We start from the raw sequence: 389 nt of genomic DNA on the forward strand, positions 1-389 counted from the left end.
TCAGACGCCTTCTCCTCAATCGCCCCGGTCTCCCGGTATGCCCCCTCGGCCAGATCACAGAAAAAACTTTCCAGCAGCGCTTCTCTGTTTTTGTTCCAGTGTTCCTTAAAATAATGGTACTGTTCTTCCTTGCTCCGTTCCTGATCCAGAAGAGCCCTCAGATTACTGAAAATCTTCGAAAAGTCTTCCTCGCGTGACGGTTTTAATATGTAATCAAAGACCTTATATTCCAATGCCTTTCTGTAATATTCAATATCACTGTATCCACTAATAATCACGGACCGTATCTCCGGATACTTCTGATGGACACGGTCGATCAGCTGAATTCCGCTCATTTCATCCATCCGAATATCTGTCAGCAGCACATCCGGAATGTCAGCCTCGACGAG

Annotated in this window: 1 protein-coding gene; it reads right to left on the bottom strand. The window is 46.0% G+C overall.

Annotated features, from left to right (window positions below; all coding sequences use genetic code 11):
* A partial coding sequence (locus NE664_15470) for a response regulator (GenBank protein ID MCQ4728032.1) occupies positions 1–389 on the bottom strand: 389 nt, incomplete at both ends.

Origin of the sequence: Anaerotignum faecicola (genome assembly GCA_024460105.1) — a bacterium.
Classification (GTDB): Bacteria; Bacillota; Clostridia; order Lachnospirales; family Anaerotignaceae; genus JANFXS01.